This is a genomic window from Nocardia sp. CC213A, assembly GCF_030766805.1.
In the GTDB taxonomy this organism is placed as follows: domain Bacteria; phylum Actinomycetota; class Actinomycetes; order Mycobacteriales; family Mycobacteriaceae; genus Nocardia; species Nocardia otitidiscaviarum.
Map to the genome: position 1 here is coordinate 75,646 of NZ_JASFXA010000026.1, position 24,137 is coordinate 99,782.

The window sequence follows — 24,137 nt, forward strand, 5'->3', positions numbered from 1 at the left end:
CGAGAGTCCCAGACGGCATCTTTCGGGTCAATCGGAACGCACGAACCGATCGGTCAATGGGGCTGTTGGGACCGGATCACCTCGGCCAGGATCTCGTAGTCCTCGGTGCGCGCGGTGGAGGACCGGAAGGCCAGCCCGATGGTGCGCCCCGGTGCTGGCGGGGCGAAACGGGCGATATCCAGTGTGCCGCGCTCGGTTTCGGCCGAGACCGCCATCTCCGGGATGAGCGTCACCCCGAGGTCCCCGGCCACGCACTGCACCACCGTGGCCAGTGACGCCGCCCGGGTGTCGCCCACGGTCCCCGGATGGGCGTCGTGGGAGCGACACAGGTCGATGGTCTGATCGCGCAGGCAATGCCCCTCGTCCAGCAGCAGCAGCGGCAGCGCGTGCAGATCGCCCGGCACCAGGTCGGTGCGTCCGGCCAGGGTGTGCCCGCGCGGCACCACCAGCACGAATTCCTCCGTGTACAGCGGAATCTCGACCAGCCCCGTGGCCTCGGTGGGCAGCGCCAGCAGGGCCACGTCCAGGACGCCCGAGCGCAGCCCGTCCAGCAACCGCGCGGTCTGATCCTCGATCACGTACGGTGCCAGCGCCGGGAGCTGGCGGCGCAGTTCGGGCAGCAGCGTCGGCAGTACGTAGGGCGCGACGGTGGGAATGATGCCCAGGCGCAGGGTGCCGCCGAGGCCGGACCCGGCCGCCGAGGCCACGAACCGGTCCGCGGCCTCCAGGGTGGCGATGGCTTGCGGCAGCAGGCGTTTGCCGGCCGTTGTCACGAGCACCCGCCGGGTGCTGCGCTCGATGAGCTTGAGCCCCAGTCCGTTTTCCAGTGATGCCAGTGCCTGCGATAACGTTGGCTGGCTCACACTCAGCCGGTTCGCGGCGGTGCCGAAATGGCGATACTCCGCGATTGCCACGAACGCACGCAGCTGCGAGAGGGTCGGCTGATAAGTTTGATCAGACACGCCTATCAGTATAGTGCGACCGATCACCTTTACCTTTCACAGCGGTTTGGGCAAGATCGTTCGCGGCAGTCACGACACGATCGATCCGACTACGAAAGAGGAGCAAGCATGGCCCTGCTGACCATCGGCGACCAGTTCCCCGCCTACAACCTCAAGGCTGTGATCGGCGGCGACCTGTCGCAGGTGAACGCGCAGCAGCCCGACGACTACTTCACCCAGGTCTCGAGCGACGACTACGCGGGCAAGTGGCGCATCGTCTTCTTCTGGCCGAAGGACTTCACCTTCGTCTGCCCCACCGAGATCGCCGCCTTCGGCAAGCTGAACGAGGAGTTCGCCGACCGGGACGCGCAGGTGCTCGGCGTCTCCGTCGACAACGAGTTCGTGCACTTCCAGTGGCGGGCCCAGCACGAGGATCTGAAGACCCTCCCCTTCCCGATGCTGTCGGACCTCAAGCGCGAGCTGTCCGCCGCCACCGGTGTGCTCAACGCCGAGGGTGTCGCCGACCGCGCCACCTTCATCATCGACCCCAACAACGAGGTCCAGTTCGTCTCGGTCACGGCGGGTTCCGTGGGCCGCAATGTCGACGAGGTGCTGCGCGTGCTCGACGCGCTGCAGTCCGACGAGCTGTGCGCCTGCAACTGGAAGAAGGGCGATCCCACCATCCAGGCGGGCGAGCTCATGACCGCTTCCGTCTGAGCAACTCCGCCGTCCGAGTAAGGATTTCGCGCTGTGACCATCGAGAACCTGAAGAACTCCCTGCCCGAGTACGCCAAGGACCTCAAGCTCAACCTGTCCTCGATCGCACGCACCACCGTGCTGAACGAGCAGCAGCTGTGGGGCACCCTGCTGGCGTCGGCCGCCGCCACCCGGTCGGCCACCACGCTGCGTGAGATCGCCGAGGAGGCCGCGGACACGCTGTCGGCCGAGGCGTACAACGCCGCGCTCGGGGCCGCCTCCATTATGGGTATGAACAATGTGTTCTACCGGGGCAAGGCTTTCCTGGGCGGTCGCTACGACGACCTGCGCGCCGGTCTGCGCATGCAGATCATCGGCAACCCGGGCGTCGACAAGGCCGACTTCGAACTGTGGTCGTTCGCCGTGTCGTCGATCAACGGCTGCGCCCACTGCCTGGAGGCGCACGAGAACACGCTGCGCGAGGCGGGCGTGTCGCGTGAGGTGATCTTCGAGTCGCTGCGCGTGGCCGCGATCGTCGCGGGCGTGGGTCAGGCCGTGGCGTCCACCGAGGCGCTGGCCACGGCCACCGTCTAGCAACCGGCACCCCGACAGGGCCGCGCACCGGTACGGTGCGCGGCCTTTCCGTGCGAGACGCTCGCCACGTGCCTCCCCCCACCGGCCCGATCCCGTCGTAGCCTGACACTCATGACCGTTCCGGAAAGCGATGGCACCCAGATCGACGTGGTTCGGGTCTTCACCGACCAAGCGGGACGTTTCGGCAATCGCCTCGGCATCGCCCGCTCCGCCGACGTCGTCGGGGTCGACCATCAAGCCCTGGCCGCTCGGGCCGGATACGCCGAAACCGTGGTGGTGGACGCGCCGACCGGCGACCGCACCCGCATGCGCATCTACACCCCGGCGGTGGAGCTGCCCTTCGCCGGACACCCCACCGTGGGCACCGGCTGGTGGCTGGGCGAACAGCGCACCCCGGTCACCGTCATCGAGGTGCCCGCCGGACCGGTCGAGGTGTCCGGGACCGACGGCATCACCTGGGTGCGCGCCCGCGCCGAATGGGCGCCCAAGTTCGAATTCCACCAGTTCGGCAGCGCCGAGGAGATGGCCACCCTGGACCCGGCCGACTTCACCTCCGGCGCGCACTACGTGTGGACCTGGACCGATGAGAACCGCGGCGCGCTGCGCGCGCGCATGTTCGCCCCCGCCATGGGTATCGCCGAGGACGAGGCCACCGGCGCCGCGGCCATCGCGCTCACCGCGCTGCTGCGCCGCTCCCTCAACATCACCCAGGGCCGGGGCTCGCAGATGTTCACCGAATGGGACTCCGACGGGTGGGTGCGCCTGGGCGGACGCACGGTCGCCGATCATCCGGTGGTCGTCTAGCCACCGGAAGCCGCACGCGCGACCATGGGTGAACGAAGTATGACGTCCCCCCGCACCGGAACTTTCCGATGCGGGCCGCGGGTTGTACGGGTGGCCGAACGGGAGGTACCGGACCCTGTTCATCACGAAGGAGGAAGCGTGACCGATACGCGCAAGGCGATTCTGGCCGGAGGCTGTTTCTGGGGGATGCAGGACCTCATCCGCAAGCAGCCCGGTGTGCTGTCCACCCGGGTCGGCTACACCGGCGGCGTCAACGACCATCCGACCTACCGCAACCATCCGGGCCACGCCGAGGCCGTGGAGATCGTCTACGACCCCGCCCGGACCGACTACCGGGCGCTGCTGGAGTTCCTGTTCCAGATCCACGATCCGACGACCAAGGACCGCCAGGGCAACGACATCGGCAGCAGCTACCGCTCGGCCATCTTCTACCTCGATGACGAGCAGCGACGCATCGCCCTGGACACCATCGCCGACGTGGACGCCTCGGGCCTGTGGCCCGGCAAGGTGGTCACCGAGGTGACGCCCGCGAGCGAGTTCTGGGAGGCCGAACCGGAGCACCAGGACTACCTGGAGCGCTACCCGGACGGCTACACCTGCCACTACCCGCGGCCGAACTGGAAGCTGCCCAAGCGACAGACGGCCTGAGGCGACGTCGCCCGCGCCCCGGCGCGGGCAATGGTCCGTCGTGGCGGCAGGACGGCATCCCCTGGGCTGGACAAGGGCCGGTGCGGCGCTGATCCTATGAGAGACAGCGTGATTCGCCGGTCCGAGTCCGGCCGAACCAGAGGAGGCGGCATGTCGTCCACGTCCCGTCGCCAGCCGTGGCTGCCGCCGCGCTGGTTCATCCATCTGGCCTGGCACACCCACCGGGCGCTCCATCGGGTCAGCGGCGGGCGTGTCGGGCTGTGGCCGCCCAAGGACCGCGAGCACTGGGGCACCCTGCGGCTCACCACGATCGGGCGGCGCACCGGGCGTGAGCGCGGCGTCATGCTCGGCTATTTCGAGGACGGGCCGAATCTGGTCACCCTCGCCATGAACGGCTGGGGCGAGGGCGAACCGGCGTGGTGGCTCAATCTGCGCGCGCATCCGGAGGCCACCGCCGAGCTGAAGGGCGGCACCCGCGCGGTGCGCGGGCGCGCGGCGACCGGTGACGAGCGCGCCCGGCTGTGGGACCGGTGGCGCGAGATCGACCGTGACCTCGATGCTTTCGCCGCGCGCCGCTCCACCGAGACCGCGGTGGTCGTCCTCGAACCCCGGGACTGACGCCGCGCCCGATGTGAGGTGAGCAACAGGTTGGCTAATGTGCGGTGCGAACGCCCCGATGAAGGGACGTATCGATTGCCTGCGAACGGAGAGCCCCTTTGCTGTCACGACGTCCGAGCAACCGTCCCATCCGCCGCGCCGCCAGCCGTCTGCTGACCATCGGCGCTGCCGCCGCCGTGCTGGCGGCCCTGGATCCCGGTGCGGCCGGGGCACGGCCGATCGGGCCGTTCGACGTGGGCGGGGCGATCGAGGTCGAATACGACCAGGCGGGCGGGGGCGGATTCTTCGGCGATCCCACCACACCGGAACTGGACGCCGCCGGAGGCGGGCGGTTCCAGGTGTTCCAGCGCGGGTCCTCGATCTACTGGCATCCGGCGACGGGAGCGCATCAGGTCGGCGGGGCCGTGCGCGACAAGTGGCGCGACCTCGGGTGGGAGACGGGAACTCTCGGCTATCCGGTCACCCGTGAGTACGGCACGCCCGTGAACCCCGGCCGCTACAACCACTTCCAGGGTGGTTCGATCTACTGGTCCGTCGGCACCGGCGCACACCAGATCGGCGGCGCGATCCGGGACAAGTGGGCCGCCTACGGCTGGGAGAGCGGGGCGCTGGGCTTCCCCATCACCGACGAATCCGCGGCGGGCAAGGACAACGGCCGCTACAACCTCTTCCCCGGCGGGGCCGTCTACTGGTCCGCGCGCACCGGGGCGCACGTGGTCTGGGGAGCCATTCGCGACCAGTGGGTCGGCCGCGGTGCGGAGAACGGCGTCTACGGCTTCCCCACCAGCGACGAGTACGACTACGAGGGCGGTAAGGCCCAGGATTTCCAGGGCGGCCGCATCACCTGGCACCCCTGATTTCGTTACTGGTGGAATCTCCAAATTCGGGTCGGCAACTCTGCGGGTGTTCGGGTAGCGCGGCGCGCACCTCCCCAATAGGGTCGGAGTTTGTGCAGATCAAGTCGATGCCGCAGGTGGCGCATGCCGCCATGTTGGGACTCGGGGTGTACCGCCCCCGCCGAATCGTCCCCAATGCCGAGATCGTGGACCGGATCAACTCCTCCGACGAGTGGATTCGAACGCGCTCCGGAATCGCCGCCCGCCGCTGGGCCGAACCGGACGAGACCATCGTCTCCATGAGCACCGCCGCGTCCCGGGATGCCTTGGCGGCGGCCGGAATCGATGCCGAGCAGATCGACGCCGTCGTGCTGGCGACCTCCTCGCAAATGGTGCTCGGACCGTCGGCGGGCGCGGTGGTGGCCACCGAACTCGGCATGCACGACACCGCGGCCTTCGACGTCTCCGCCGGATGCGCCGGCTTCTGCTACGCGCTCGCCAATGCCGCGAGCCTGGTGCGCTCCGGCGAAGCCCGGTACGTGCTGGTGATCGGCGTGGAGCGGCTGTCGGACCTGCTCGACCCCACCGACCGCACCTGCGCGTTCATCTTCGCCGACGGCGCGGGCGCGGCCGTGGTGGGTCCGGCCGAGGCCGAGGGCATCGGCCCGGTGGCCTGGGGCTCGGACGGCAGCCAGACCGCGGCCATCAAGCAGGACAAGGACTTCCAGCAGTACTTCGCCGAGGTCGCGGCCGCGGAGGCCGCCGGGGGCAGCTCGGAGCGGCCCTACATCCGGATGAACGGGCAGGCCGTCTTCCGCTGGGCGGTCACCTTCCTGGAGAAGGCGTGCCGCGACGCGCTGGAGCGGGCGGGGGTGGCGGCCGAGGAGCTGAACGCCTTCGTACCGCACCAGGCCAACAGCCGCATCACCGACGCACTGGTCCGGACCCTGGGCCTGCCCGAAACCGTCGCCATCGCACGGGATATCGCCGAGACCGGCAATACCAGCGCGGCGTCCATCCCGATGGCCATGGAGCAGTTGCTGCGCTCGGGCGCGGCCCGACCCGGCGACGTCACGCTGCTGCTCGGCTTCGGCGCGGGCCTGGCCTACGCGGGCCAGGTCGTGCGCATGCCCGCGGTGGTCTGATCGGCGATCCGGTCACCGACCCGGAATTCATCGCGGGGAAATTCGGTTGCCGAATCTGTCGGTGGCCGATGAGATCGTAGGGATCACGCCGTCACTACCGGCAACACATCCCCCGATCGAAGGACTCCGTCGTGGATACCGCCGTCAGTTCGCAGCCCGCCGGGCTCGCCGAGAATCGGGCCGGGCGGCGCGAGTGGGTCGGCCTCGGCGTGCTCGCGCTGGCCTGCCTGGTCTACGCCATGGATCTGACCGTGCTGCATCTCGCGGTACCGCAGATCAGCGCGGTCCTCCAACCGACCAGCGCACAACTGCTGTGGATCATCGACGTCTACGGGTTCATGGTCGCGGGCCTGCTCATCACCATGGGCACCCTCGGCGACCGGATCGGGCGGCGACGCATCCTGCTGGCGGGTGCGGCGGCCTTCGGCCTGGCGTCGGTGATCGCGGCGTTCGCACCGACGGCGGAGGCCTTGATCCTGTGCCGGGCGCTGCTCGGCATCGCGGGGGCGACCCTGGCCCCCTCCACGCTGTCGCTGATCTTCAACATGTTCCGCGACTCGCGGCAGCGGTCGGTGGCGGTCGGCGTCTGGGTGGGCGCGTTCTCCGCCGGCGGCGCGATCGGACCGCTGGCGGGAGGCGTACTGCTGGAACACTTCTGGTGGGGTTCGGTGTTCCTGCTCGCGGTGCCGGTCATGGTGCTGCTGCTGGTGCTCGGGCCGAAGGTGCTGCCGGAGTTCAAGGACCCGGAGGCGGGCCGACTCGACCTCATCGGCGCGGCGCAGTCCGTGGTCACCATGATCGCGCTGGTCTTCGCCATGAAGCAGATCGCGCAGGACGGCATCGGCGTCGGCGCGCTGGTGGCGCTGGCCATCGGTGTCGCGGCGGGTGTGCTGTTCGTGCGGCGGCAGCTGTCGCGGCCGGACCCGATGCTGGACCTGCGCCTGTTCAAGCTCGGCGAATTCCGTACCGCGTTGACCGTCAATGTGATCGGCGTCTTCGTGGCCTTCGGGTACTTCCTGTTCATCGGCCAGTACTTCCAGCTGGTGCTGGGCATGTCACCGTTGCGGGCGGGTATCGCCATGGCGCCCTCGGGGCTGGGATTCATCATCGGTTCGCAGCTCGCCCCGCGCATCGTGCGGGTGCTGCGACCGGCGTATCTGATCGGCGGCGGGATGAGCGTGGCGGCCGTCGGGCTCGCGCTGCTCACCCAGGCTTCCGCGGACAGCGGCCCGATGCTCGCCGTCGTGGCCTCCCTGCTGATCTCCCTCGGCCTGGCCCCGGTCTTCGGCATCACCACCGAACTGATCGTCGGCTCGGCCCCGCCCGAGCAGGCGGGCGCGGCGTCGGGCCTCTCCGAGACCGGCGCGGAACTGGGTGGGGCCCTGGGTATCTCGATACTCGGCAGCCTGAGCGTGGCCATCTACCGCGGCGATCTCACCACCCTGCCCGCCGGATTGCCCGCCGAGGCGAGCGAATCCGTCCGCGACACCCTCGGGGCGGCGGTAGCCGTGGCGGAGTCACTACCCGAGCAGGTCGGGACCGCCGTCCTGACCGCGGCCCGCGAGGCGTTCCTGCACGGCGTGCACCTGACCGCGGGCATCGTGACCGTGGCCGCGGCCGTGCTGGCGGTCATCTCCGTGCTCGAGCTGCGGCACATCCCGGCGGGCGAGCTGAACGGGCACGAGTAGGGCCCGGTCAGCTCGACGACCCGCGGGCGCTCAGCCTGCGAATGGGTCCGATCAGTGAACGGTAGACCGGCCGGACGATACGACCGGGCAGATGGCGATGGCGTTCCTCCTCCCAGACCCGGGCCCTGCGGTGCGCCGCGAGCGGCGACCACCGATCGGGGTCCCGGGGCTGGGAGGTACGGAATCCGATGCGGCACAGGTGCTTCGTATTGACGAAGCCGTACTGCGCGGGACTGACCAGCCGCACCGGTGCGCCGTGATCACTGTCGAGCGGTCGCCCGTCGAGCCGGTCGGCGATCAGCACATCGGCGTGCAGGACGTCCTCGAGCAGCGTGATCGATCGGTAGCCGTCGAGACCGTCGAAGACGACGTGGCTGATCACCGCACCCGGCCGCAGCCGTGGCACCACCCGGGTGCGGTAGAGCGTCTCGAATGCGATCCCTTCCCACCGCAGACCGGTCGCCGACCAGCCCGCGACACAGTGGAAGTCGGCTTCGATCTCACGTCGCGGCAGCTCGGCGAGTCCCGCGACCGGCAGGGTGAAGCCCTCGGTCAGGGCACCGCCAACCGCGATGACCGGATCGTCGGGAATCGGTGGTGGCGGGTGATGCAGATGCGTCCCGAACCGTGGGAATCCATCGACGGCGCGCTGACCCGGGGGAAGTTTCATGCCGATCCTCTGTCCTGCCGCAAGCGAACTGGTACCGCTCCATATAGGGCGACTGCTCTATATGGAGCGAACGTACTAGTTCTCTGCCGACGCGCGCAAGGACTGTGACCGGCGGATCACACCGGTCGCAGCCCGGCACCCACGCCGCCGGTGGCGTTCACGGCTTGCAGAATGTCGGTGATGGGTCGGAAGTACGCGGGCGAGTGGATCGGGAATGCCCCTGTCACGCACGGCATATCGATTCCGAAGGGGGTGACGTGCCCCTGGTTCATGCCGACGAGTTGATCGCCCACGGTGACCGGCCCACCGGAATCGCCCGGAATGGAACAGGACTGGTTGACAATGATATTGCCCGCCGCACCCCAGACGACGCCGCAGTCGAAACCACTGGAACGGCCGCTGGAGCAGACGGGCGCGCCGGGAGCGGGCGGTGCTCCGACTCCGGCGATGGTGGTCTGACCGACCGTGCGCACCGGAGCCACCTTGGCCGGATCGAATTCGATGACCGCGTAGTCCAGATCCCGACCCTGATCGGAGAACACCACCGTGCCGAGCACACCGGTCGCCAGGGACCGTTCGGCCCGCACCGGCGACCCGGCCGCCGCGCAGTGCCCGGCGGTGAGGCCGACCAGCCGGCCGGCGGCGTCGTAGCCGATGGCCGTCAGGGAACACGCCTCATGGGTGTTCAAGATGATTCCCGAACTGCCACCGAGCACGGCCGGGGCCGGATCGGCCGCGGCGCTGCCGACCCCGACCATGGAAACCAGTGCCGCGCCGACCACGGCCGCGATCGCGAAACGCCTTCTCATACCTGAATTCCCCTCGTAGCCGTGATCCCGTCGCCCCGCCGTCACCAGTACTGACCGACGACGAGCAGCGCGCCCGGATCACGCGGATCGAGGGGATTCACCACCGACACATAGGCCCCGCCACCGGGATGCGCGGCGGCCTCGGCGGCGATCGCGGCGGTGCTGGCGTAGGTGCTGCCGTCCGGCTCGGCCAATTGCGATTCCGGCTCCAGATCCACCCGCTGCGCACCGAACGGCACCAGCGCGTCGATCCCACCCGGAATCGGACCGGCCGCGAAGGCGGCGGTCTCACCCGGCGTGAGCACGACTCCGACCTCGTCCGGTCCCACGAACGGGGTGACGGCCGACGCCGCTCCCGAACCCACCAGCGCAGCGGCGGCCCCGCCGGCCGCCGCGACGAAACCCAGGGCGATGACTCGAATACGCATGATCCCGCTCTTTCTCGATCGACACCGGACAACCGTCCGAATGGAGTGCTCAGAGTGAACATGCTCAGCAAATTTCTGGCAATCCAAGGGTGTCGCTTCAGACCTCGCGTGATCGGCCGTTCACCTCCCGTACACCAGCAAATCCCCGCACAACGCCGCTGCAACGCCGTCGCCGAGCAGCGGATGTAATCCTCGCCACCGAGCGCCCGTGACCTGTTGCGGCAGCGATACCCTCAACCTCCAAGAGTGAAAGCTATTAGCCAGCTACCGCTAGGGCTTTCGCGGTCACACCGGCCGCACACCCGCCCCCACCCCACCCGCGACGTCGAGCGCATGCAGGATTTCCGTGATCGGACGGAAGTAGGCGGGTCCGTACAGCGGAAACGCCGCGCTGACACACGGCAGGTCGATCCCCCACGGCTTCAGATGCCCCTGATTCATGCCGACGAGGCGGTCCCCCACGGTGACCGGTCCCCCGGAGTCCCCGGGGATGGAACAGGACTGGTTGTAGACCCGCCCATCCACCGACCCCCACACCATCCCGCAGTCGAACCCACTGGACCGCCCGTCGGCGCACACGGTCGTCCCGAAACCCGGAGCCGTCCCGATCCCGGCGATCGTGGTCGCCCCCACCGTGCGCACCGCGTCCACCCGGGCCGGATCGAATTCGAGCACCGCGTAATCGAGCCCCTGCCCCCGGTCGGAGAACACCACGGTGCCGAGCACCCCGGCCCCGGGCGACCGCTCCGCGCGCACCGGCGCACCGGCATACGCACAGTGCCCCGCCGTCAGGCCGACCAACCGGCCCCCGCCGTCGTATCCGATCATGGTGAGCGAACAGGGCTCGCTCGCCACCACGATCCCGGAACCACCGCCGAGCACGGCGGGCGCGGGTGCGGCCCCGGCGACGCCGCCGCCACTCACGGCCGCGAGAACCGAACCCGCGAGGGCGACCAACGCGCGGCGAAACCTGACCATGGCATGCGTCCCTTCGTCGTACGGCCCGTGGAATGCCCGGGTGTCCTCACCATGATTCGCTGTCACCGCGCGGGCGCGATCACATCCGAGCGCGTTTCGTTCGAATATCGAGACCACCGGGCCGGTCCGAGGAGGTATCCGGACACACGACAACGCCCAGGGTCGCGACGACCCCGGGCGTTTCACCGGACCGCGGCTAGGCGTCGAGGGCGCGGCCGAAGGCCGCCGCCATATCCGCGACCTGCTGTTCGGTGATGACGAAGGTGGGCGAGATCTGCAAGGCGCCCTGGCCCGCCGCGCGGGTCGAGACACCGTGCGCGCGCAGGGTTTTCACCATGGCGAGCGCTTCGGCGGGGTCGGCGAGCTGCACGGCCGCCACCGCGCCGACACCGCTGCGAACCTCGGCGACCCGTGGGTGCGCCGCCAGCGGCGAGAAGTGTTCGTGCAGGAGCGATTCCAGGTTCTTGCTGGCGTCGAGGAGGTGTTCGCGCTCGATGATGTCGAGGTTGGCCATGGCCGCGGCGGCGGAGGCGGCGTGACCGCCGTAGGTGTAGCCGTGGCGGAACCAGACGCCACCGGCGAAGAAGGGGGCGGCGATGTGCGGGGCGATGAACACCGCGCCCATGGGCAGGTAGCCGGAGGTGAGACCCTTGGCGGTGGTCATCAGGTCGGGCTGGAGGTCGAAGCGGGACGAGGCGAACCAGGATCCGCCGATGCGGCCGAAGCCGGTGACCACCTCGTCGGCGATGAAGAGGATGTCGTGCTCGCGGCAGATGCGGCGGACCTCGGTGAGGTAGCCCGGCGGCGGCGGGTAGACGCCGCCCGCGCCGATGACGGGTTCGACGAAGAAGGCGGCGATGCGGTCGGCGCCGACCTCGGCGATGAGCGCGGACAGGGCGGCCGGATCGTCCCAGCCGACGGTGCGGGCGTCGGACATGAATTCGCCGTAGCCTTCGCGGTTGACCGGGATGCCCGCGAGCGCGGTGCCCGCGACGTGCATGCCGTGGTACGCCTTCTGGCGACCCACGATGACGGCCTTGTCCGGCTTGCCCTGCTCGTGCCAGTAGCGGCGGGCCAGTTTGGCGGCGGTGTCGATGCCGTCGGAGCCGCCGGAGGTGAAGAAGATCTTGCTGCCGGGCACCGGTGCGATGGCGGCCAGCCGCTCGGCCAGCTCCCGCAGCACCGGGGAGGCCAGGTCGCCGAAGTTGGAATAGTGCGCGATATCGCCCAGCTGGGCGGCTACGGCGTCGGCGATCTCGCGGCGACCGTGGCCGACATTGGTGAACCACAGCCCGGCGGTGGCGTCCAGGTACCGGTTCCCGGCCTCGTCCCAGACGTACGCGCCCGCACCGCGCGCCACCACGAACGCTCCGTCGCGCTCCACCGCACCCATATCGGCGAAGCCGTGCCACAGCGAACCCACAAGCACCTCCCTGGACCACCCGCCGCCCACACTTCGCACACGGCGCATTTCACTTCACGACTACGGTAGCCGCCGAGTGAGGTGGGCCCGCCACCGGACCGGACGGTCAGGGGCGGCGGGCAAGGCGCAGCTGGCCGGGCTTGGCCTGCTCATAGGCGTCGCGGCCGGAGAGGTGTTCGGGCACACCGACTTCCCACCAGGCCCCGGATTCGGTCCAGGAACGCGCCTGGGTGCGGATCACCACCACGGCCGGCCGCCGCTCGGCCAGCGCGGCGGTGCGGGCGTTCTTGTAGGCCACCCGGAACTGCACAAGGTCACCGGCGGTGAACACCAGGCAACCCATGGCGTGGGCGTGCTGGGCGAAGTCCACCCGCGGCGGACGCGGATGGTTGCTGCGGCAGTCGGCGTAGAAGTTGTTGTACGGCTCGCCGCCCTGTCCCTCCTGGAGGCGGCCGATCACCGCGTACCCGTCGTTGTCGCAGACCACGGCCACCAGCGGATGTCCGGCGAAGGCGGCGGAGAACAGCTCCGAATTGAGCATCAGGTAGGAGCCGTCGCCGAGCAGGGTGGTGACCAGGCCGCGGAAATGCGACATGGCCGCGCCCCACGCACCCGCGAGTTCGTAGCCCATACAGGAGAACCCGTATTCGACATCCATGGTGGGTTCACCGCCGGAGGCCCGCCAGCCGCCGATGAGTTCGCCGGGCAGCCCGCCCGAGGCCGTCATGACGTAGTCGTCGGCGGTGCTGAGCTCGTTCACCACCCCGACGATCTGAGCGTAACTGGGCGGGCCGGGCGTCGGGGCGCGCAGTTTGTCGATATGGGTATCCCATTCCGACCGCGCCGCCGCCGCCCGCGCACTCCAGGCCGGGTCGGCATTCCAGCCGGTCATATGCGCGGCCAGGTCCTCCAGCGCGGTATCGGCGTCGCCGACCACCTCGAGCGCACCGTGTTTGACCGCGTCGAAGCGGGCCGCGTTGATATGGATGAGCCGCACGTCCGGATCGAACAGCGTCCACGACGCGGTGGTGAAGTCCTGGAGCCGGGTGCCGATCGCCAACACCGCGTCGGCCTGGCCGGCCAAGGCATTGGCCGACGCCGAACCGGTGATGCCGAGCGGTCCCGCGTAGAGCGGATCGTCGTGCGCGACCAGCGTGCGCCCCGCGGTCGACTCGGTCACCGGAATCCGATGCCGCCGAGCGAATTCCAGCGCCCGCGCCGCGGCCCCCGAATAGCGCACCCCACCACCGAGCACCAAGAGCGGACGCTTCGAGCGCCGCAGCGCCGCGGCCGCCTCCTCCAGGCTGCGCCGGTCCGCGCGCGGACGCGGAACCCGGTGCACCACCGGTTCGAACAGCCGCTCCGGGAAGTCGAAGGTCTCGGCCTGCACATCCTGCGGCAGCGCCAACGTCACCGGTCCCGCCTCGGCCGGATCGGTGAGCACCCGCGCCACCTGCGGCAGCGTGGCCAACAGCTGTTCGGGCCGGGTGATGCGGTCGAACCAGCGGCTCACCGCCCGGAACGCGTCATTGACGGTGACTGTCGGATCGCCGAAATGCTCCACCTGCTGCAAGACCGGATCGGGTGCGCGGCCGGTGAAGGTGTCCCCCGGCAGCAACAGCAGCGGTAGCCGATTGGCGTGTGCCACCCCGGCGGCGGTCACCATATTGAGTGCCCCCGGCCCGATGGAAGAGGTGGCGACGCCGATCTGCCGCCGATGGGTGGCCTTGGCCAGCCCGACCGCGGCCAGCGCCATCCCCTGCTCGGTGTGCCCACGCCAGACCGGGATCACATCGCGCCGCTCCTCCAGCGCGGTGCCCAGCCCCAAGACGTTGCCGTGCCCGAAGATGGCGAAAACCGCCGGGAACATGGGCACTTCACGCCCGTCGAGAGTTTCCGAATGCTGTGCGATGAGCCAGGCGACCAGCGCCTGCGCGGTGGTGAGTTTCATGCGGACAACCTCATTCGATGCGACCTTTGTGGTCGGTGATCGGGCAGCGCGGGTCGACTGTCTCGTGGTGCCACTGGTCCCGCACCCAGGCGTGGGCGGGATCGTCGCAGAAGGCCATCGACCGCTCCGCCGCGGGACCGGCCAGCACATTCAGGTAGTACATGGGGTAACCGGGTGCGGCGATACACGGACCGTGGTACCCGTGCGGAATCAGGAAGACGTCACCGTCGCGCACCGCCACGTTCTCGTCCAGCGTGCCGTCGGCGGTGTAGGTGCGGTGCATGCCGAAACCGGTGGGCGACGGCGTGATTCCGTCGGGACCGGCGATGCGGAAGTAGTAGATCTCCTCGTTGGCGACCTCGCATTCGGTGGACTCGTCGTGCTTGTGCGGCGGGTAGGAGGACCAGTTGCCGTCGGGGGTGAGCAGTTCGCAGGCATTGAGTTTGTCGGTGTGCTCCCAGACGCCGGGGGTGCCGAAGTTGACGACCTGCCGGGTGGCGCGGCCAGCACCCCGCACCTCGACCGGAACCTCTTCGGCCGGGCCGTACTTCGGGCTGAGGCGGCGGGTGCAGCGGGCCATCGGCAGCGCCACCTCCACTCCGGAGTCGGTGGCCAGCTCCACCTCGGCCTCGCGGGGCACGTAGGCGAAATCGGTGACCCGCGTGAAGACCGAGTCCCGGCCCTCCAACGCGAAGACCTCGCCGTCCACCCGTACCGTGCAGGAACCGGCCAGCGGCAGCACGAACGCCTCGAACTCCCCGGTGTGCACCGTGCGCCGGGCTCCGGGTGCGAGTCGCAGCACCCGCAGCCCCGTGTAGGTCCAGCCCGCCGCCTCGGGGGTGAGCAGGATGGGATCCGCACCCGCGGTGAGGGTTCCGGCCGGGCGGTGCAGTGCGCTCATTTCGCGGCTCCCAGCGTGCGGGCGGCCGCGTCCACGGCGGCGGCCACGTCACCGTCGGGCGGGTACAGCAGACTGCGGCCGACCACCAGCCCGCGCACCACCTCGTGACGCAGCGCGGTGCCCCAGGATTCCAGATCGGCGGCCGGATCCCCCGAGGGCACGCCGCCCAGTACGACCACCGGCAGCGTGGTCGCCTCCAGCACCGAAATATCTTCGGGCGCCGGAATTTTCAGCCAGGTATGGGCGGAGGTGATTCCGAGCCCGGCCGCCACCGTAATGGCCCGCTGCAGGGAGGCCGCGTCCTTGCACATGACCAGCGCCCCGGACTCGTCGCGTCGGTAGGGCAGCGGTTCCACCATGGCCATCAGCCCGTGCGCGGCCAGGGCCGATACCGCGCGGGCGCACGCGTGCAGCGTCGGCGCGGTCGACCGGTCCGAATCCACCAGGCGCAGCAGCATTTTGCCGCCGTCGAGCCCGAACTTCACCAGCGATTCGGCGTCGTATCCGGTGAAGCGGTCGTCGATCTCCCAGTCCGCCCCGGCCAGGCCGCCCCGGTTCATGGAGCCGACCACCACCTTGTCGTGCAGGGCGTCCAACAGCAGCAGTTCCTCGACGATATCGGGTGAGCCGAGCACACCGTCCACGGCCGGATGCTCCAGGGCGATGAGCAACCGCTCCAGCAGCGTGCGCCGATCCGCCATGGCGGTGCGGTCCGGGCCGACACCCAGCGCGCCGCGCGCCGGATGATCGGCGGCCACCAGGAACAGGGTGCCGCGTTCGGACAGCAGCCGCTCGCGGCGACGGCGGTCGGCGTAGGCGCGCGGCACCGCATCCGGGTCGGTGGCGCGCACCCGCAGCAGTTCCTGCCAGCGCTCATCGGTCAGGTGCACAGCAGCTCCTCGATCTCGGTCGCGGTGGGCATGGCGTCGGCGCAGGCCAGCCGGGCGGCCACCAGCGCACCGGCGGCATTGGCGTAGGTGGCGATGCGGTGTGGGTCCCAACCCGCCAGCAGCCCGTGGGCCAGCGCCCCGCCGAACGCGTCGCCCGCGCCGAGACCGCAGACGACCTCCACCCGGCAGGGCGGCGCGGTGGCGCGGTCGTCCGCGGTCGCCACCAGCACGCCCTCGGCTCCGCGTTTGATCACGGCCAGCTCGACGCCCCGGGCCAGCAGCCGGTCGGCGGCCGTGTCCGGATCGTCGGTGCCGACCGCCACCTCGGCCTCGGTGCGGTTGCCCACCACCACGTTCACGTGGTCGAGCATCCAGTCGATCTCGGTGTGGGCGGTGTGTTCGTCGGGCCAGAACATGGGCCGGTAGTCGAGATCGAGCACGGTGTGGCCGCGCCTGCCGCGCCGCCGCAGCATCTCCCGCTGGGTCGAGCGGCCGGGCTCCGCGCTGACCCCGGTACCGGTCACCCACAGCAGCGGCACGGAATCGACCGTGTCCCAGGGAATCTCGTCCTCGGTCAGGGTGAGGTCCGGGGCGGTGGGCAGCCGGTAGAACAGCAGCGGTGGATCGGCGGGCGGATTCAGTTCGCAGAACACCACCGGGGTGAGCAGATCCGGCGCGGTCGACACATAGCGGGCCGACACCCCGAAACCCTCCAGCGCGGTGCGCACGTAATCACCGAAGCCGTCCGGCCCCACCTTGGTGAGCACCGCCGCGCGCCGCCCCAGCCGCGCCGCGGCGACCGAGACATTGGTGGCGGTGCCGCCGAGGAACTTCGCGAACGTCCGCACCTGGGCCAACGGCACCCCGCTCTGCTCGGGATACAGATCGACCCCGACCCGGCCGACGGTCAACACCTCCAGATCCGTCACTCCGACACCACCCGTGCCAATTCGTGTTGCAGCGCCTCGAGTTCCGCGCCACCGGCCATCTGGCGGGTGAGTTCGGAGAGCTCGATCTCGTTCTTCTCGTACGAGCCGAGCATGGTGCCGCGCTTGAGCAGCAGGAACCGGTCACCCACCGGATAGGCGTGATGCGGATTGTGGGTGATCAGTACGACGCCCAGGCCGCGGTCACGCGCCTGCACCACATACCTGAGCACGATGCCCGCCTGTTTGACGCCCAGTGCGGCGGTGGGCTCGTCGAGGATCAGCACCTTCGCGCCGTAGTGCACGGCGCGGGCGATGGCGATGCACTGCCGCTGACCGCCCGACAGCGTGCCGACGGGCTGCTCCAGATCGCGAATGTCGATACCCATATCGTCCAGCGCGTGCCGGGTGATCTCCATACCCTTGCGCCGGTCCAGCAGCCGGATCGGGCCGTAGTTCCTGGTCGGCTCGGAGCCCAGCACGAAATTGCGCCACACGCTCATCAGCGGCACCACCGCGAGGTCCTGGTAGACGGTGGCGATACCGCGGTCCAAAGCCTCACGCGGGGAGGAGAATCGGGTCGCGGCGCCCTCGATTCGCAGCTCACCCCGATCGTGCTGGTGCACCCCGGACAGGATCTTGATGAGGGTGGACTTGCCCGCGCCGTTGTCACCGAGCACGCAGGTGACCTCACCCGCCCGGACCACGGTGGACACCTCCCGCAGGGCCACCACGCCACCGTAGCTCTTGCCGATGTCGACGGTCTCGATGAGTGGGGTGGTCATCGCCGTACCCTTTCCGCCTGCTTCTTGAAAGCATTGTTGACCAGGACGGCCGACAGCAGCAGCACACCGAGGAAGAGCATGAACCAGTCGCTGTTCCAATTGGCGTAGACGATGCCCTGCCGGGCCATGCCGAAGATGAGCGCGCCGATGGCCGCGCCGACGACCGAACCGAAGCCGCCGGTCAGCAGGCAGCCGCCCACCACCGCGGCGATGATGTACTGGAACTCCAGTCCCACACCCTGATTCGCCTGCACACTGGTGAAGCGCAGCAGATTGCACGCGCCCACCACCCAGGCCGCGAACGCGGTGCCCATGAACAGCAGGATCTTGGTGCGCACCGCGGGCACGCCGACGGCACGGGCGCTGGGCAGCGCGCCGCCGACCGCGAAGATCCAGTTGCCGAAGCGGGTGCGCACCAGCAGCAGGGCGGCCAGCAGGGTCAGCACGATCCACCACACCACCGACGCCTGGATGTGGGCGTCGCCGATATCGGTGGTGGAGGCGAACACCCAGCCCGCCGACTCGTAGCCGTCGGCGCCGCGAATGCCCGACACCTGCACGGTGCCGGTGGCCAGCCGGGTCACGCCGAGATTCAGACCCTGTAGCGCCAGGAAGGTGCCCAGGGTGACGATGAAGCTCGGCAGGCCGGTGCGCATCACCACCCAGCCGTTGAGCGCGCCCACAGCCAACGCGAAGACCAGCGAGGCGGCGAGGGCGAACCACACGTTCCAGCCGAGTTCCACCGCCAGCAGCGCGGTCACCAGCGCCGTGGACGCGGTCATCACACCGGCGGACAGGTCGAACTCACCGCCGATCATGAGCAGCGCCACCGCCACCGCCATGATGCCGAGGGTGGAGGCGTCGTCGAGCCAGTTCGCCACCCCGCCCGGGCTGAGGAATTCGTCGGTGATCACCGAAAAGAAGAAGAACACCACCATCGCGCCGATCGCCGCACCGATCTCGGGCCGCACGATCAGCCGCTGTAGCAGCGGCGGCGGGCTGTCCTCTCGTCGATCGGCGGGTCCAGCGGGTTCCTTTGTCACAACAGCCATTTCGTTCTCCCGACCGGTGCTCACCGGGTGCCCTGGGCGACCAGGCCGCCGATGGCGTCGACATTGGATTCGTCCACGAAGGCCGGGCCGGTCTGCACCGGACGCCCGCCTCCGACGGTATCGAGATTTGTCTTGTACAGCTCCAGCAGCACCACCGGCAGATAGCCCTGCTCGTACTGCTGCTGGTCTACCGCGAAGAGCAGACTGCCCGCCCGAATCGCCTCCACCACATCGGTATTCAGATCGAAGGTGGCGATGGCGGCCTCCGAGCGCGCCTCCCGGGCGCCGTCCACCGCGCGGGCGGCGATCTGCGAGTTCAGGGTCAGCACGGCGTCGATGGAGCGATCCGCCTCCAGTGCGCCGCGGATCCGGGCCTGGGCGTCGGTGGGATTGTTGATATCGACCTGGAGGGTGGCGGCATTGCCGAAACCCTGCGTCGCACCCGCGCAGCGCTCGTTCGCGCCGATATTGCCCGCCTCGTGAATGACGCAGAGCATCTTGGTCTTTCCGGCGTCCTTCAACCGCGCCCCGGCAGCCTCACCCGCGAGCCGTTCGCTCTGGCCGACATGGCCGATGGCGCCGAACTCGGCGCTCTCGGACTCTCCGGAGTTGATGGTGACCACCGGAATGCCCGCCGCCACCGCCTTTTCCACCGATTCGCGCAGGGCGTCGGGATTGGCCATGGAGACCACCAGGCCGTCCACGCGCTGGGCCACGGCATTGTCGATAAGCTTGGCCTGCTGGCTCGGATCGCCGGAGGAGTTGTATTCGACTCGCACGCCGAACGTGTCGCCCGCGGCCTCGGCCCCGTTCTTCACCACGTTCCAGAAGGCGTCGCCGGGTGAGCCGTGCGTGACGAACGCGACCGATTCCAGGGTACCGACCTCGACGGGTGCGCGGGTCTGCGTTCCCACCTCCGCCCCGGGGCCGGTACACGCCGCCAGTACGGCCACCGCGACGGCCGACAGGGGTAGTAGCCACCGCCACCGGCGCGGTCTGGTCTGCTGAGACATCGTCGTCCTCACTTCCGGCTAAATCCGTGCCGCGGCGAGCGCCGAGCCGATGGCCGTCAGATGCCGCAGACTGCGTTCGGCGTCGCGGGTCGGCGTCCTCGCGGTATCGCCCGTCCGCAGTGCCGTGTCCTGCTCGATCACATACCAGCCGGTATAACCGGCGCGGTAAACCTCCCGCACCAGCGTGTCGATATCGATATCGCCCGCGCCGAGGGGGGCGTAGATGCCCTGCCGTACCGCCTCGCTGTACTCCAGCGCGCCGTCGCGCACCTGATCGGCGAGATCGAGACGAACATCCTTGAGATGGATGTGGCCGATGCGGTCCGCGTAGCGGCGCGCCAGGCCGACCGGGTCGGTGCCGCCGATGAGCAGGTGGCCGGTGTCCAGGCACAGCGGCAGGTCGGAGTCGGCGAGGAAGCGCTCCACCTCGGCCTCGGACTCCACGTGCGTGCCGACGTGCGGGTGCAGGGTGGTGCGCAGGCCCACCTCGGCGGCGATGGCCGCGATGGCGGCGGCGGTGTCGACCAGAGTGTCCCATTCGGTGTCGGTGAGCGCGGGGCGTTCGTCGTAGCCGTCCAAGCCGGTGGCGGCCGCCAGGATGAGCATCTCCGCACCCGCCCGCGCGTAGCGGGCGGCCGTTTCGCGGGCGAAGGTGAGCGCCGCGTCGGACTCCCGGTGCAGCGGAAGGGCGAGGAAGCCGCCGATCGCGGTCAGGCCGTGTTCGCCGAGCTGTGCGCGCAGCGCGAGAGGGTCGGCGGGCAGATAGTCCGGTGGCCCGAATTCGGTGGCGGTGATGCCGAGCGCGGCCATTTCGGCCAGGACGGTGTGCGCGTCGAGAACGTGTCCCCAGCCGGGGACTTCGCAGACTCCCCAGGAGATCGGTGCGGCGGCGATGCGCAGCGGGTGCAGCGGTGCGGTCATCGGAACTTCCTCGACCTGTCGTAGTCACACGGTTGTGGCTCCATGCGTTGGAGCGCTCCAACTATGTAATCTGGGTCACTCGTGTGTCAAGAACCCTCAGCGGGTTTCATGATCGTGAAACCCCTTGAAATAGTGGGTTTTACTGCGTGAACAGAGGTATCGGGTTGCCGGAAAATGTCCGATTAGAGCGCTCTATTGATTGGTTCGCGTCCGGGCAGTAACGTGCCACACACACCAGCACCGACACGGAGGGATTTGTGACGCGACCGACGATGGAGGACGTCGCCGCTCGGGCGGGCGTCTCCCGCGCCCTGGTCTCGCTCGTCATGCGGGGCTCCCCCAAGGTGAGCGAACACCGCCGCCGTGCGGTGCTCGACGCCGCCAAGGAACTGGGTTACCAACCGCATTTCCTGGCCCGGTCACTGGCCAGCCGAACATCCAATCTCGTCGGCGTCATGGTGTCGGACCTGCGCAATGCCTACTTCGCCGAAGTGGTGGAGGGTATGGACGCGGCGGCGCAGGAAGCCGGGCTGGAACTGATCCTCAATACCGGGCGGCGCAGTGCGGCACGAGAACGGGGGGCGCTGGAAAGTCTGCTGTCGTTCCGGCCCGGCGGGATCATCCTGCTGTCGCCGGTCCTACCGGCCGCGGCCATACGGGAGGCAGCCCAGCGGTGTCCGGTGGTGTTGGTGTCGCGGACCTCGAATATCGCGGGGGTCGACACGGTCAACGACGACGGTGAGACCGGTGCGGGACTGGCCGTGGATCACCTGGTGTCACTAGGGCATCGGCGCATCGTGCACTTCGACGGCGGGGCCGCCTTCGCCGCCGGGCCGCGGCGCAAGGGATACACCGCGGCCATGGAGCGGCACGGGCTCGAACCGATGGTGATCGCGAGCGAACACACCGACGCCGCGGGTGCCGCCGCGGTGCGGAAACTGTTGAACGTCTTCTCCCCCGGCACCTTTCCCACCGCACTGGTCTGCGGCAACGATTTCAACGCCTTCGGCGCCATGTCCGCCCTCGACGAGGCCGGACTGCGGGTGCCGGAGGACGTGTCGGTGGTCGGCTACGACAACACCTCGCTCGCGGCCCTGCGCTACGTCTCGCTCACCACCATCGACCAGCCGCGCACCCGCATCGGGCAACTGGCCGTGGCAGCACTCACCCAGCGGCTGCGCGACGGGCGCACCGAGCCACTGCGCAGCCGCGTCGAACCCGCCCTGGTCGTCCGCTCGACGACGGCCCCACCTCGCATCTGAGCAATCAGGAGAATCATGTCTTCCCTTCGCATCGGCCTGGCCGGGACCGGCCGTATCGGAACCTCCCACGCCGAGACCCTGAAAGCGCTGCCGGACGTGGAATCGGTGGTCGTCGCCGACGTCGACACCGAACGGGCACGCGAGACCGCCCGCAAGCTCGGCGTCGACTTCGCACCCGATATCGACACGCTGCTCGCCGCCGACCTCGCGGGGCTGGTGATCACCACGGCCACCGACTCCCATCCCGAACTCATCCTCGCGGCAGTGGAACGCGGACTGCCGGTCTTCTGCGAGAAGCCCATCGCGGCCGACATCTCGGGGACACTCGCGGTGATCGAACGGCTCACCGGATCGTCGGTGCCGGTGCAGATCGGCTTCCAACGGCGCTTCGACGCGGGCTACCGGGCCGCACGCGCCGCCGTCGCGAACGGGGAGCTCGGCTGGCTGCATACCCTGCGCGCCACCACACTGGACCCGACTCCCCCTCCCGCCGAATACATTCCGCGCTCCGGCGGCCTGTTCCGGGACTGCGGCGTCCACGATTTCGACATCATCCGCTGGGTGACCGGACGCGAGATCACCGAGGTCTACGCCGTCGGCGCCAACCGGGGCGAACAGTTCTTCGTGGACGCGGGCGACGTGGATACCGCCGCGGTGGTGCTGCGCATGGACGACGGTGCGGTGGCGACCGTCTCCCTCACCCGCTACAACGGGGCCGGTTACGACGTACGGCTGGAACTGTTGGGCTCGGTGGGCAATGCCATTGTGGGACTGGACGACCGGGCGCCACTGCACTCGGTGGAGCCGGATTTCCCGGCGTCACCGCTGCCCGCCTACCCAGGGTTCATGGATCGGTTCCGGCGCGCCTACACCGAGGAGCTGTCAGCCTTCGTGGCGGTGGTCGACGGAACACTCGCCAACCCGTGCCCGCCGACTGAGGCGCTCGAGGCGTTCTACGTCGCCGAGGCGTGCGAGCTGTCGCGCCGCGAGCAGCGGCCGGTGACCATGAGCGAGGTACGCGGGGGCCACTGACATCGTCCGGACAGGGCTGTGCGCGGGTGAAGATCGTGCTCGGCGTCCGGTCGACAACGCAACCGCCCGCTTGCCGCACGACACCGGGTATGCCGCAGAAGCGCTGTCCGACGCCAGAATCCGTGCGTATGAGAGTTCCGATACATGCGAGTTGCGGAAACAGACGTGATCATTGTGGGCGTTGGCCCGACCGGTCTGATGCTGGCCAATGAATTGCGTCTGGCCGGAGTGCGGGCGCTGGTGCTGGGAATCCGCCGCTTCCGCGGCACCGACGCTGCGAGCAGCGCTCGCATGGTGGTTCGGATCGGAGACCTCACGCACCGGCTCACAGTCGACAGGCACCCCATCGGCGACCATGCCGCGTCGATAGGCGTCACCGCGTCGGTGGGGTCCCGGATCACCATCCGCCGACCTGACCTCCAGGTGCCGCCGCGGGATCAGCCGATGGCGGCTACGAGCATGTAGGCGGTGCCCAGGTCCATGACGATGTGTGGCACCACAGTGGCGGGGCCTGCGGTACCGACGTGGTGCGGAACGATGTGGCGCAGAGCCTTTCTCGACATCGGTAGGGCCATGGCGGCGGCGTCGATGGTGAACAGGGTCGCCAGGGCGAGCATGGGGGCGGCGGGAGCTCCGCCGTGGTGTCCGCCGGTGTGACCGCTCATGGCGTAGAGCATGGCTGCTGCCGCCGTGAGGTGGTAGGCGAAGGGGATGACTCGGGCGGCGGGGGCCAGCGGGTTGCCGTGCCACTGGATTACGCGGGCCAGGAACAGGAGGGCGTAGACCACTGTCATGGCGGTGAGGACGCCGTTCATGGCGTGGGGGTCTATGGCGGTGGGGAAGCCGATCATTGCGAGCATGACCAGGCACATCATCAGGTGTGCGGCATCGGACTCCTGGTCGGTTTCCAGGGCGGGGGTGGGGGTGGCCAGGCGGGTTGTGACTATTGCGGCTGCGGCTATGAAGGATAGGAGGGCCAGCCATCGTAGGGGTTCGTACTGTTGGACGAATTGGGTCACAGCACACCACCTTTCAGCGGCGACGCAGGCTTTCCCATGATCGCATTTCGGGGGGCTGGGTGGAGGGGGTTTCGTTATCGATATGGAGTAGTTGCTCGTTGTGGAGT

26 protein-coding genes are annotated in these 24,137 nt (G+C 69.3%); 11 read left to right on the forward strand and 15 right to left on the reverse strand.

Annotated features, from left to right (window positions below; genetic code table 11):
• Nucleotides 1-53: 53 nt before the first annotated feature.
• Nucleotides 54-962: a hydrogen peroxide-inducible genes activator gene (locus QJS31_RS33290; protein ID WP_029925891.1), complete on the reverse strand. Its 909-nt coding sequence runs from the start codon at nt 960-962 to the stop codon at nt 54-56.
• Between the two features lie 108 nt (nt 963-1,070).
• On the opposite strand from QJS31_RS33290, the gene QJS31_RS33295 reads away from it, so the two are divergent.
• From QJS31_RS33295 to QJS31_RS33330, 8 genes are all read left to right on the forward strand, one after another.
• Nucleotides 1,071-1,658 carry a peroxiredoxin gene (locus QJS31_RS33295; protein WP_029925889.1) on the forward strand — a complete coding sequence of 196 codons (588 nt, stop codon included), beginning with the start codon at nt 1,071-1,073 and terminating at the stop codon, nt 1,656-1,658.
• Nucleotides 1,659-1,691: 33 nt separating this feature from the next.
• Nucleotides 1,692-2,231, forward strand: a complete 540-nt coding sequence (locus QJS31_RS33300) for a carboxymuconolactone decarboxylase family protein (RefSeq protein ID WP_029925887.1) — start codon at nt 1,692-1,694, stop codon at nt 2,229-2,231.
• A 111-nt stretch (nt 2,232-2,342) separates the two neighbouring features.
• Complete coding sequence (locus QJS31_RS33305; RefSeq protein ID WP_282781646.1) at nt 2,343-3,035, forward strand: PhzF family phenazine biosynthesis protein; 693 nt, start codon at nt 2,343-2,345, stop codon at nt 3,033-3,035.
• Between the two features lie 186 nt (nt 3,036-3,221).
• Nucleotides 3,222-3,683, forward strand: a complete 462-nt coding sequence (gene msrA / locus QJS31_RS33310) for a peptide-methionine (S)-S-oxide reductase MsrA (protein ID WP_372341790.1) — start codon at nt 3,222-3,224, stop codon at nt 3,681-3,683.
• A gap of 150 nt (nt 3,684-3,833) precedes the next feature.
• Entirely contained in the window at nt 3,834-4,301 is a 468-nt protein-coding gene (locus tag QJS31_RS33315; protein WP_282781651.1) for a nitroreductase/quinone reductase family protein, read from the forward strand.
• A 98-nt stretch (nt 4,302-4,399) separates the two neighbouring features.
• A complete protein-coding gene (locus QJS31_RS33320; protein WP_306358600.1) occupies nt 4,400-5,158 on the forward strand; it encodes an LGFP repeat-containing protein in 759 nt (252 codons plus the stop codon).
• Between the two features lie 107 nt (nt 5,159-5,265).
• The gene (locus tag QJS31_RS33325; protein ID WP_282781683.1) at nt 5,266-6,282 is read left to right on the forward strand and encodes a beta-ketoacyl-ACP synthase III; all 1,017 of its coding nucleotides are present in this window, start codon (nt 5,266-5,268) and stop codon (nt 6,280-6,282) included.
• Between the two features lie 131 nt (nt 6,283-6,413).
• Nucleotides 6,414-7,970, forward strand: coding sequence for an MFS transporter (locus QJS31_RS33330; RefSeq protein WP_306358601.1), 1,557 nt, complete (start codon nt 6,414-6,416; stop codon nt 7,968-7,970).
• A gap of 7 nt (nt 7,971-7,977) precedes the next feature.
• Here QJS31_RS33330 and QJS31_RS33335 read toward each other — a convergent pair whose 3' ends face one another.
• The 13 genes from QJS31_RS33335 to QJS31_RS33395 form a co-directional block, all read right to left on the reverse strand.
• On the reverse strand, nt 7,978-8,640 hold the full coding sequence (locus tag QJS31_RS33335) for a molybdopterin-dependent oxidoreductase (RefSeq protein WP_282781654.1): 663 nt from the start codon (nt 8,638-8,640) through the stop codon (nt 7,978-7,980).
• A 116-nt stretch (nt 8,641-8,756) separates the two neighbouring features.
• Nucleotides 8,757-9,449, reverse strand: a complete 693-nt coding sequence (locus tag QJS31_RS33340) for a S1 family peptidase (RefSeq protein ID WP_306358602.1) — start codon at nt 9,447-9,449, stop codon at nt 8,757-8,759.
• Between the two features lie 41 nt (nt 9,450-9,490).
• A complete protein-coding gene (locus tag QJS31_RS33345) occupies nt 9,491-9,877 on the reverse strand; it encodes a hypothetical protein (protein WP_282781658.1) in 387 nt (128 codons plus the stop codon).
• A gap of 285 nt (nt 9,878-10,162) precedes the next feature.
• Nucleotides 10,163-10,855: a hypothetical protein gene (locus QJS31_RS33350; protein ID WP_282781660.1), complete on the reverse strand. Its 693-nt coding sequence runs from the start codon at nt 10,853-10,855 to the stop codon at nt 10,163-10,165.
• 196 nt (nt 10,856-11,051) lie between these two features.
• Nucleotides 11,052-12,326 (reverse strand): aspartate aminotransferase family protein, encoded by a 1,275-nt coding sequence (locus QJS31_RS33355; RefSeq protein WP_372341789.1) that lies wholly within the window; start codon nt 12,324-12,326, stop codon nt 11,052-11,054.
• 58 nt (nt 12,327-12,384) lie between these two features.
• Nucleotides 12,385-14,229 carry a 3D-(3,5/4)-trihydroxycyclohexane-1,2-dione acylhydrolase (decyclizing) gene (iolD, locus tag QJS31_RS33360; protein ID WP_306358603.1) on the reverse strand — a complete coding sequence of 615 codons (1,845 nt, stop codon included), beginning with the start codon at nt 14,227-14,229 and terminating at the stop codon, nt 12,385-12,387.
• Nucleotides 14,230-14,239: 10 nt separating this feature from the next.
• Nucleotides 14,240-15,130 carry a 5-deoxy-glucuronate isomerase gene (iolB, locus tag QJS31_RS33365; RefSeq protein WP_306358604.1) on the reverse strand — a complete coding sequence of 297 codons (891 nt, stop codon included), beginning with the start codon at nt 15,128-15,130 and terminating at the stop codon, nt 14,240-14,242.
• A complete protein-coding gene (locus tag QJS31_RS33370; RefSeq protein ID WP_039815617.1) occupies nt 15,127-16,020 on the reverse strand; it encodes a hypothetical protein in 894 nt (297 codons plus the stop codon). Before QJS31_RS33370 ends, iolB begins: the two co-directional genes overlap by 4 nt.
• Nucleotides 16,011-16,949 carry a 5-dehydro-2-deoxygluconokinase gene (gene iolC / locus QJS31_RS33375; protein WP_282781666.1) on the reverse strand — a complete coding sequence of 313 codons (939 nt, stop codon included), beginning with the start codon at nt 16,947-16,949 and terminating at the stop codon, nt 16,011-16,013. The genes QJS31_RS33370 and iolC overlap by 10 nt, the downstream gene beginning before the upstream one ends.
• Complete coding sequence (locus QJS31_RS33380; RefSeq protein WP_306358605.1) at nt 16,946-17,731, reverse strand: ATP-binding cassette domain-containing protein; 786 nt, start codon at nt 17,729-17,731, stop codon at nt 16,946-16,948. The genes iolC and QJS31_RS33380 overlap by 4 nt, the downstream gene beginning before the upstream one ends.
• A complete protein-coding gene (locus QJS31_RS33385) occupies nt 17,728-18,783 on the reverse strand; it encodes an ABC transporter permease (protein ID WP_306358606.1) in 1,056 nt (351 codons plus the stop codon). The genes QJS31_RS33380 and QJS31_RS33385 overlap by 4 nt, the downstream gene beginning before the upstream one ends.
• A 20-nt stretch (nt 18,784-18,803) precedes the next feature.
• Nucleotides 18,804-19,796, reverse strand: a complete 993-nt coding sequence (locus QJS31_RS33390; protein WP_280355170.1) for a sugar ABC transporter substrate-binding protein — start codon at nt 19,794-19,796, stop codon at nt 18,804-18,806.
• A gap of 18 nt (nt 19,797-19,814) precedes the next feature.
• The gene (locus tag QJS31_RS33395; protein WP_306358607.1) at nt 19,815-20,717 is read right to left on the reverse strand and encodes a TIM barrel protein; all 903 of its coding nucleotides are present in this window, start codon (nt 20,715-20,717) and stop codon (nt 19,815-19,817) included.
• 257 nt (nt 20,718-20,974) lie between these two features.
• Here QJS31_RS33395 and QJS31_RS33400 point away from each other — a divergent pair, with 257 nt between their 5' ends.
• From QJS31_RS33400 to QJS31_RS33410, 3 genes are all read left to right on the forward strand, one after another.
• Nucleotides 20,975-21,979 (forward strand): LacI family DNA-binding transcriptional regulator, encoded by a 1,005-nt coding sequence (locus QJS31_RS33400; protein ID WP_306358608.1) that lies wholly within the window; start codon nt 20,975-20,977, stop codon nt 21,977-21,979.
• A 15-nt stretch (nt 21,980-21,994) separates the two neighbouring features.
• Complete coding sequence (locus tag QJS31_RS33405) at nt 21,995-23,011, forward strand: Gfo/Idh/MocA family oxidoreductase (protein ID WP_306358609.1); 1,017 nt, start codon at nt 21,995-21,997, stop codon at nt 23,009-23,011.
• A gap of 165 nt (nt 23,012-23,176) precedes the next feature.
• Nucleotides 23,177-23,476, forward strand: a complete 300-nt coding sequence (locus QJS31_RS33410) for an FAD-dependent monooxygenase (protein WP_306358610.1) — start codon at nt 23,177-23,179, stop codon at nt 23,474-23,476.
• Here the strand turns inward: QJS31_RS33410 and QJS31_RS33415 are convergent.
• Nucleotides 23,449-24,030, reverse strand: coding sequence for a DUF5134 domain-containing protein (locus QJS31_RS33415; RefSeq protein WP_282785446.1), 582 nt, complete (start codon nt 24,028-24,030; stop codon nt 23,449-23,451). The genes QJS31_RS33410 and QJS31_RS33415 overlap by 28 nt on opposite strands.
• Between the last annotated feature and the right edge of the window lie 107 nt (nt 24,031-24,137).

Coding starts and splice junctions, on each gene's coding strand:
- QJS31_RS33295 (WP_029925889.1), top strand. CDS start 1,071: ATGGCCCTGCTGACCATCGGCGACCAGTTCCCCGCCTACAACCTCAAG.
- QJS31_RS33305 (WP_282781646.1), top strand. CDS start 2,343: ATGACCGTTCCGGAAAGCGATGGCACCCAGATCGACGTGGTTCGGGTC.
- msrA (WP_372341790.1), top strand. CDS start 3,222: ATGCAGGACCTCATCCGCAAGCAGCCCGGTGTGCTGTCCACCCGGGTC.
- QJS31_RS33315 (WP_282781651.1), top strand. CDS start 3,834: ATGTCGTCCACGTCCCGTCGCCAGCCGTGGCTGCCGCCGCGCTGGTTC.
- QJS31_RS33325 (WP_282781683.1), top strand. CDS start 5,266: ATGCCGCAGGTGGCGCATGCCGCCATGTTGGGACTCGGGGTGTACCGC.
- QJS31_RS33335 (WP_282781654.1), bottom strand. CDS start 8,640: ATGAAACTTCCCCCGGGTCAGCGCGCCGTCGATGGATTCCCACGGTTC.
- QJS31_RS33340 (WP_306358602.1), bottom strand. CDS start 9,449: ATGAGAAGGCGTTTCGCGATCGCGGCCGTGGTCGGCGCGGCACTGGTT.
- QJS31_RS33345 (WP_282781658.1), bottom strand. CDS start 9,877: ATGCGTATTCGAGTCATCGCCCTGGGTTTCGTCGCGGCGGCCGGCGGG.
- QJS31_RS33350 (WP_282781660.1), bottom strand. CDS start 10,855: ATGGTCAGGTTTCGCCGCGCGTTGGTCGCCCTCGCGGGTTCGGTTCTC.
- QJS31_RS33355 (WP_372341789.1), bottom strand. CDS start 12,326: ATGCGCCGTGTGCGAAGTGTGGGCGGCGGGTGGTCCAGGGAGGTGCTT.
- iolD (WP_306358603.1), bottom strand. CDS start 14,229: ATGAAACTCACCACCGCGCAGGCGCTGGTCGCCTGGCTCATCGCACAG.
- iolB (WP_306358604.1), bottom strand. CDS start 15,130: ATGAGCGCACTGCACCGCCCGGCCGGAACCCTCACCGCGGGTGCGGAT.
- QJS31_RS33380 (WP_306358605.1), bottom strand. CDS start 17,731: ATGACCACCCCACTCATCGAGACCGTCGACATCGGCAAGAGCTACGGT.
- QJS31_RS33385 (WP_306358606.1), bottom strand. CDS start 18,783: ATGGCTGTTGTGACAAAGGAACCCGCTGGACCCGCCGATCGACGAGAG.
- QJS31_RS33390 (WP_280355170.1), bottom strand. CDS start 19,796: ATGTCTCAGCAGACCAGACCGCGCCGGTGGCGGTGGCTACTACCCCTG.
- QJS31_RS33395 (WP_306358607.1), bottom strand. CDS start 20,717: ATGACCGCACCGCTGCACCCGCTGCGCATCGCCGCCGCACCGATCTCC.
- QJS31_RS33405 (WP_306358609.1), top strand. CDS start 21,995: ATGTCTTCCCTTCGCATCGGCCTGGCCGGGACCGGCCGTATCGGAACC.